We start from the raw sequence: 6,082 nt of genomic DNA, 5'->3' as shown, positions 1-6,082 counted from the left end.
GGGCGGGAATTCGTCCTGGGGCGCGGTTCTGTGACCTGGTGTAGGCGAGCAGGGACTCGGGTGTCATCTCGGCCCGCGAGCCCAACCCCGTGGGCGTGAAGGTGTGGCGGATGACCAACGCATCGCTCAGAACGACGCCGGCCGCCTCCATGACATCGCCTAGTGACAGCTGCCACCGCCCAACCCCATCCATGACAAACAGCATAGGTTTCCCTGGGGTGCTGCCCGGCCACGCGCTATCCGGACCCGACCGACAAGGAAGGTCATCAAAACCCCCGGATCACACCAGACTTGTCAGCCGCGGAAGACATCGCACCAACGGTTGCCACAGCTCTGGCCAGCCTGCGCGGATCCATGCCAGTCGGCCCTTGTCGAGGAGGTCGCCGTCGACCAGGTGCGAGATGCGTTGCGCGGCCGGCGGCGCTCCCAGTGCGCGGAGTTTGGCGTAGGCGGGGTTGACGGGGAGTTGGTGGCGGGTGATGTGGTTCCACACGTCGTGGCTGGTCCAGTCCCAGATGGGGGAGTAGCGCACTCCTGACTTCGATGAGGTGGTGCCGCCGTGGCGGTAACGACGCTCCCGGTCAGTGGTGCAGCAGGGGCAGGTGCTTGGCAGGTTGCTGGAGAACAGGATCTGGCGTGCGCGGGACTCGTCGGCGCGTAGTCCCCACAGGACGCCATCGCCGTGGTCGCTGGCGGCGCAGGCGGCGGGGCGGTGGATGAGGATCTGGTCGAGTGCGGGCGCGGCGGCGCTGGGGCGGGCCAGGTCCCAGGCGCCGGAGTCGATCAGGACCTCGAGCAGGGATGGTTGGGCGGGGTAGGTGTCGATGTGGATGCCGTAGTGGGTCTCGAGGGTGTCGAGGTAGGTGATGGTCTCGGGGAACTCCAAGCCGCTGTCGAAGAAGCACACGGGCACGTTGCGGTCAGCGCGTAATGCGAGGTCGAGCACCACGAGCGAGTCCTTCCCGCCCGACAGTGAGACGTACCCGTCGTGGAGCTCGAGGTGCTCACGGATGCGGTCCACCAATAGCCCAGTGTCGTGACGTGCCGGCTGCTGGGCGCGTAGCCAGGCAACGTCGAGAGCGCGAGGGTCCGGGCTGGTCATGGTGTGGGGGTGCAGAGGTGATGTTGGCGGGAGGGGTGCATGGCAGGTGGGCGTAGGCCGGCGAGCATCGGGGGATGGTTGGCGACCAGATCGTCTGGAAGACAGGCGGGTGGAGTAGGGCGGCCGAGGTGGCCGGTGATGTGGAGGTGGCTGTAGGCCCATGGGTCCGCGTCAGGGTGCTCGGTGACGGTCCACGACAGGACACGGCCCTCGCCGTGGTGGCGGCCCTTACCGATCGCCGTGACAGGTTCCAGGAGGGACCGGATGCGGGTGGGATCACCGACGGCTCGCCACGTAAGTTCCTGAGTGACCCGGGCAAGGTGGGGCACTTCGCGGCGTGACCATCGGGTGCCGGGATTGATGCTGGCCGGCATCGCGGCGGTGTAGCTCTCCATCAGGGCACCGGGAGCAGGCTGGTAGCGGTAACCGACTTGGGTTTCGACCAGGCTGGCATGAGAGCAAGTGGAGGCCCAGTGCCACAGGTCTGCGCCAGCGACGGTACAACGAGCCACAGGCAGGTCCAGGTCAGGCGGAACGGGAGTGGTCGACGGCCACGCGACCTGGTCGGCAGGAGTCGTATCGACGATCTGGGCCCACAACTGCGCGGCCAGGATGCCATCCAGGGCAATACCCCACGGATGCGCCGTGACCACGCCGGTGGCCATGCGCGCGGTCACCAACAGCGGCACCATCCGATCACCAGCAGCGTCGACAGCCGTCATGACAGGGCCTCCAAGGCGGCGATGACCTCATCGCGGTGCTCGGCCAGCTCTGCGCGCCAGTCAACCTCCACCGGTGTCCCGCGCAACAGATGTGACTCCACGACGCCGCTGATCTGCCCGTGCCCCGAACCGACACGGCCGCCGATGGTGCCACGGCTGGTCCACACCTGCAGCACCTCACACATCAGCGCATGCTGCACAGCAGAGGCGTGGTCAACACTGACCTGCCCGGCCAACTGAGTGCCCGCACACAGCACCTCCACGCTGTACCGCATCGGCCCCGCCACACCAGGCACATCGTCCTCATCCACCGCCGCAGTGCGGGAATAGTCCTCCACCTGCAACAGCTCATCGATACTGCAGCCAGAACTGCGCCCGCACAGATGCGCCAACTCACTGCACACCGGCACCAACTTCGATGCCCGCACACAACCATCGACGATCACCCCCGACGTCGCCGCCCCGAACAACCCCACCGGCACCACCAACTCCCGCACCAACGCCCGCCGCGCACCGGTCAACAACCCAGCCTTCGACTTGGTCAACGCACCACCATTCAGCAACACCGACGACACAGCCGGCGACAACGCACCCTCCACCTCGAGAGCATCACAAAACAGCTCGGCCGCAGTGCGCCGCAACGCAGAACGCAACGCATTGCCCGAGACCAGCGGCATCAGCTCAAACGACCCATCCACCAACGGCACCAACTCACGCCGAAACAACGTCGTGGTCGCCTGCGTCAGACCGCCATGAACAATCGACGACGCAGCCACCAAGTCAAGATCCCACCGAACACTCACACTCACCGCTCCACACCCACCCTCACGACCCGCCGCTCACGCACCGCATCAGCCACCAACCTCGTCCGCAACAACAACGCCTCCGACTGGGAGCGCAACACCGTCAGGACCGGTCGCGCCGGCTGGGCCAGCAGCTGTTCCAGCTCGCGGCGTTGTGCCGCGGTGCGCGGGACGGTGTTCAGGTCGCGCGACAGCAGCGTCCACCACGTCCGCAGGTCGCGGGAGCGCAAGGCGGCGGCCACGACCCGTTCGGGCAGGAGGCGCTCCCAGTAGGTGGTGCGGTGGTCGCCGACCCAGCCGTCCCAGTCGATGCCGTAGTGGACGAGTAGGAGGAGGGCTTCGGCGGTGGCTGCTGGTCCGTCGAGTTGGGGGAGCCAGGGGGTGGTGGCCAGCCAGGTGTGGGTGGGTGTCGTGTCGTGGTCTGTGAGTGGGGTGGTCACGTGTGGCTCCTTTCGGGGTGGGCGGTGCGTGCGGCTAGGCGCATCCATGCGGGGCTGGTGCGCCAGGGGTGGAGTAGTGGCCATAGCTGCAGGACGAGCCGGATCTGGTTGACGGTGAGGTCTTGTAGCGCTGTCCAGGGTGGGGTGGGGTGGGTCAGGTGTGAGTCGCGGATGCCGAGGTTGCGCAGCTGTGTGTAGGTGGCGAAGCGGTCGGCTGCGGTTTGGTCCCACACCAGGGTGGTGTCGTCGGTGGTGATGCACCCCCATTGGGCGAGGTGGATGAGGTGGCGTCGGCTGGGGTGCAGCGGTACCACGAGTGACTCGTCGTTGCTCAGCGGGCGGTGCAGTAGGTCGGTCAGGTCGGTGTCGCGTACCGGGGTGAGCATGTGGGGGGCGCGATGGATCCAGTGCGGTAGGGAGCGCAGCAGGGGTGAGCGGAAGCCCCACACGCAGGCTGGGCAGACGCCGGAGCCGGTGGCATCGGCCCACGTGTCCCATCCGCGGTAGAACCGTGAGACCACTTGGCCTACGGGCACCAGCTCGGCTTGTGCCCCGCATCGGGCGCAGGCGCCTGCGGGTGCGGGGGTTTCGCCGGTGGGGGGAGACCCGACGGCCTTCCATGCGATGTCGACAACATCCGCGATCATCCGCTGTATCCCCCAAGGCTCGAGTAGGTGTCCTACTCCCTATAGACGGTTCACGACCCCCACCACTGGACATGCAATCGCGCTACCAGGGGGGTGCTGGGCAGGTGACGTCGCCTGCACCCTGGAGCTGCGACGGCATGGGCGCCGAGGTGATCCCCGTGCATCGCCTTCCTGAGCACAGGTGTCCTGGGTCGAGTGCTGCGCGCCATCCACACCCCCATCGCGGTCCGTGCTGGGCCGCCCTACCCTGAACACGTCCCGCCACACCTACATGAGGGAGAGCGATCCGTGCACTACAAACCGGGCAGCCAGCTCGATGCGCGCACCATCGACGAGCTCTCACGGCTCGAGCACCGGGCCGAGCGAGCCGCGCTGCGCACCGCACCGCTGACCCGCATCCTGTTCTGGCTGGCGATCGTCATCGGCGCCGAGCTCGCGCTCATCCTTGCTGCGCTCACCCAATCCCTGACCGTCGGGCTCTACGCGCTCGTGCCCTGCATCCTGGTTGGCCTGGCCATCACCCCCTGGATCGCGATCCGCCTGCCAGCCCGCCGCGCCTACACCGATGCGTGGCGAGTGGCCTGGAGCGACGACGGGCACCTCGGCCACGGCGCAGTGGCCCGCATCAAGCACGCCACGGACAGCGACCCGTACACCGTTGTCGGTGTCGCCGCCTGGCCGCTGGGCGGTGGCGCCGGAACCGCAGTCATGCGGGACCTGCTGCGACACACCGATGCCGCTGGAGTCGAGCTCGAGCTGCAAGCCTCCTCACGGCGCGTGGCCCATTTCTACCAACGCCTGGGCTTCCACCCCACCGCCAACCATCGCAGCCTGCGCGGCGGATACCCCATGCTCCGCCCCGCACCCATCCCGACTTGCAATGAGTCACCCAACCTCTACGGTGGAGCCACTGAACACACCCCGAGCGTGTCTGCGGGGTACACCCACCCCGCCACCCCGCAGACACCTCACCAGCCATGACCGGCACCGTCCTCGCCGCCATCATCGGCCTCACCATCACCCTGGGCTGCCCCACGATCTGTCGGATCCTGCCCGCCCCCGATGACGAACCCACATCCCCCTACCTGACCCTCGCCACATGGCGGTTCGCCACCGCCACCGGACTACTGGCCACCGCCCTGTCCTGGCTGGTCACCCAACGAATCCCGGCCCCGTACTGGCCCATCTGGCTGGTCATCAGCAGCGTGGGCGTCCTCGCAGTGTGCATCGACCACGCCACCTGCTGGCTACCCAAGACCCTCACCCACACCAGCACCGCCATCATCCTCACAGCGCTCCCGATCGTGGCTGTGTCGGGTCATCTTCCGTGGTCGGTAGCGGGTCGTGCTCTGCTGGCTGGTTTGGCTGCGCGTTCGTTGTTCTGGGTGTTGTGGCGGCTGGGTGCTGGTCTCGGGTTCGGGGATGTGCGCTTGGTGTTGGTGTGTGGCATCGGAGCGGGCCTGTTCTCCTGGCCCATGGTGCTGGTGGCCTTGTTCGCCGCCACCCTGCTCGCACTTGTTCTGGCGGTCACGATCTATCGCGGCCGTCGAGCCATTCCCTACGGTCCCGGGTTGCTGATCGGCACTGTACTGGCGTGCGCCCTCCTGTAGCGGTGCAGCACTGCAGCTGGTGAAGAAGGTTGATCTGGTTTGTCCAGATTCGACGTCCTGGAGCGTCTATAGGGACAGGGGCCCGAAGCGGGGATCCCTGTAGCCCGTGCCGAGGAGGAACCATGGCGAACACGTCCACCGAGCATCACTGCGAATCCAGCCCGCGCCAGATCATCTTGGGAAGGCTCGGGCAGGGGCGCGGCTATGCCTTGCGCAGCCAGCTCCTTGCCCGCATGCAGGATTCGCCGTTGCGGGAGGTTGGGGCCGCGGATGACGATCCCCGATTCACCGACGTCGCCCGTTGCGCGGTCCGTTGATGTGTCGAGCTGAAGGCAAACCTGCCAAGCGTCGCTGTCGCGACCATCAAACCCCGCAGCAGCGCGCCCACGCCAACGCCCGTCAGCGGATGAGCCGCTGGGCCCGCGCCTGCGACGACGCTCTCAGTGCTGGTGATCACGAGCGCGCTCAGCGCTGCGAGGCGTTGATGGACAAGGCCCTGTCCCAGCTGGGCTACGACACATCCACGCCCACACGCACCTTCCCCACCAAGGCCGATACCTTCACCGCCGAGAACACCGCAGCGTGGGGCGACGCCGAGTTCGAGCAGGCTCTGTCGTCGAGCTGGGATGACCCCGCCGCTGTCGACCAGCTGATGCACCTCATGGATGAGCGCGACGCACAACGCCGCCTCGACGAACAAGAACAACAGGCACACCAGCAAGCCATGCAGGCCTGGTCCCAGTCCTGGGCCGAACCAG

General features: G+C 67.2%; 9 protein-coding genes. 4 read left to right on the top strand and 5 right to left on the bottom strand.

Annotated elements, in window-relative coordinates; translation table 11 throughout:
* Nucleotides 1-280 precede the first annotated feature (280 nt).
* Genes ACHFFZ_RS08065 through ACHFFZ_RS08045 form a run of 5 tightly spaced genes read right to left on the bottom strand, consistent with a single transcriptional unit; the run spans nucleotide 281 to nucleotide 3,603 of the window.
* Entirely contained in the window at nucleotides 281-1,102 is an 822-nt protein-coding gene (locus ACHFFZ_RS08065; protein WP_394276131.1) for a phosphoadenosine phosphosulfate reductase family protein, read from the bottom strand.
* Nucleotides 1,099-1,824 carry a hypothetical protein gene (locus ACHFFZ_RS08060; protein ID WP_394276130.1) on the bottom strand — a complete coding sequence of 242 codons (726 nt, stop codon included), beginning with the start codon at nucleotides 1,822-1,824 and terminating at the stop codon, nucleotides 1,099-1,101. The genes ACHFFZ_RS08065 and ACHFFZ_RS08060 overlap by 4 nt, the downstream gene beginning before the upstream one ends.
* Nucleotides 1,821-2,600 carry a hypothetical protein gene (locus ACHFFZ_RS08055; protein WP_394276129.1) on the bottom strand — a complete coding sequence of 260 codons (780 nt, stop codon included), beginning with the start codon at nucleotides 2,598-2,600 and terminating at the stop codon, nucleotides 1,821-1,823. The genes ACHFFZ_RS08060 and ACHFFZ_RS08055 overlap by 4 nt, the downstream gene beginning before the upstream one ends.
* Nucleotides 2,601-2,629: 29 nt before the next feature.
* Nucleotides 2,630-3,067, bottom strand: a complete 438-nt coding sequence (locus ACHFFZ_RS08050) for a hypothetical protein (RefSeq protein WP_394276128.1) — start codon at nucleotides 3,065-3,067, stop codon at nucleotides 2,630-2,632.
* Nucleotides 3,064-3,603 carry a hypothetical protein gene (locus ACHFFZ_RS08045; protein ID WP_394276127.1) on the bottom strand — a complete coding sequence of 180 codons (540 nt, stop codon included), beginning with the start codon at nucleotides 3,601-3,603 and terminating at the stop codon, nucleotides 3,064-3,066. The genes ACHFFZ_RS08050 and ACHFFZ_RS08045 overlap by 4 nt, the downstream gene beginning before the upstream one ends.
* Before the next feature lie 399 nt (nucleotides 3,604-4,002).
* On the opposite strand from ACHFFZ_RS08045, the gene ACHFFZ_RS08040 reads away from it, so the two are divergent.
* The 4 genes from ACHFFZ_RS08040 to ACHFFZ_RS08025 all read left to right on the top strand — a co-directional run.
* Nucleotides 4,003-4,695, top strand: a complete 693-nt coding sequence (locus ACHFFZ_RS08040) for a hypothetical protein (RefSeq protein WP_394276126.1) — start codon at nucleotides 4,003-4,005, stop codon at nucleotides 4,693-4,695.
* Complete coding sequence (locus ACHFFZ_RS08035; RefSeq protein WP_394276125.1) at nucleotides 4,692-5,324, top strand: prepilin peptidase; 633 nt, start codon at nucleotides 4,692-4,694, stop codon at nucleotides 5,322-5,324. The genes ACHFFZ_RS08040 and ACHFFZ_RS08035 overlap by 4 nt, the downstream gene beginning before the upstream one ends.
* A 122-nt stretch (nucleotides 5,325-5,446) precedes the next feature.
* A complete protein-coding gene (locus ACHFFZ_RS08030) occupies nucleotides 5,447-5,641 on the top strand; it encodes a hypothetical protein (protein WP_394276124.1) in 195 nt (64 codons plus the stop codon).
* 89 nt (nucleotides 5,642-5,730) lie between these two features.
* Nucleotides 5,731-6,082, top strand: a 352-nt coding sequence (locus ACHFFZ_RS08025) for a hypothetical protein (RefSeq protein ID WP_394276123.1), incomplete at its 3' end; no start/stop codon positions are given.

The sequence above is a fragment of the Luteococcus sp. genome (assembly GCF_043424415.1).
Classification (GTDB): Bacteria; Actinomycetota; Actinomycetes; order Propionibacteriales; family Propionibacteriaceae; genus Luteococcus.
This window is presented reverse-complemented; position numbering and strand designations above follow the sequence as displayed.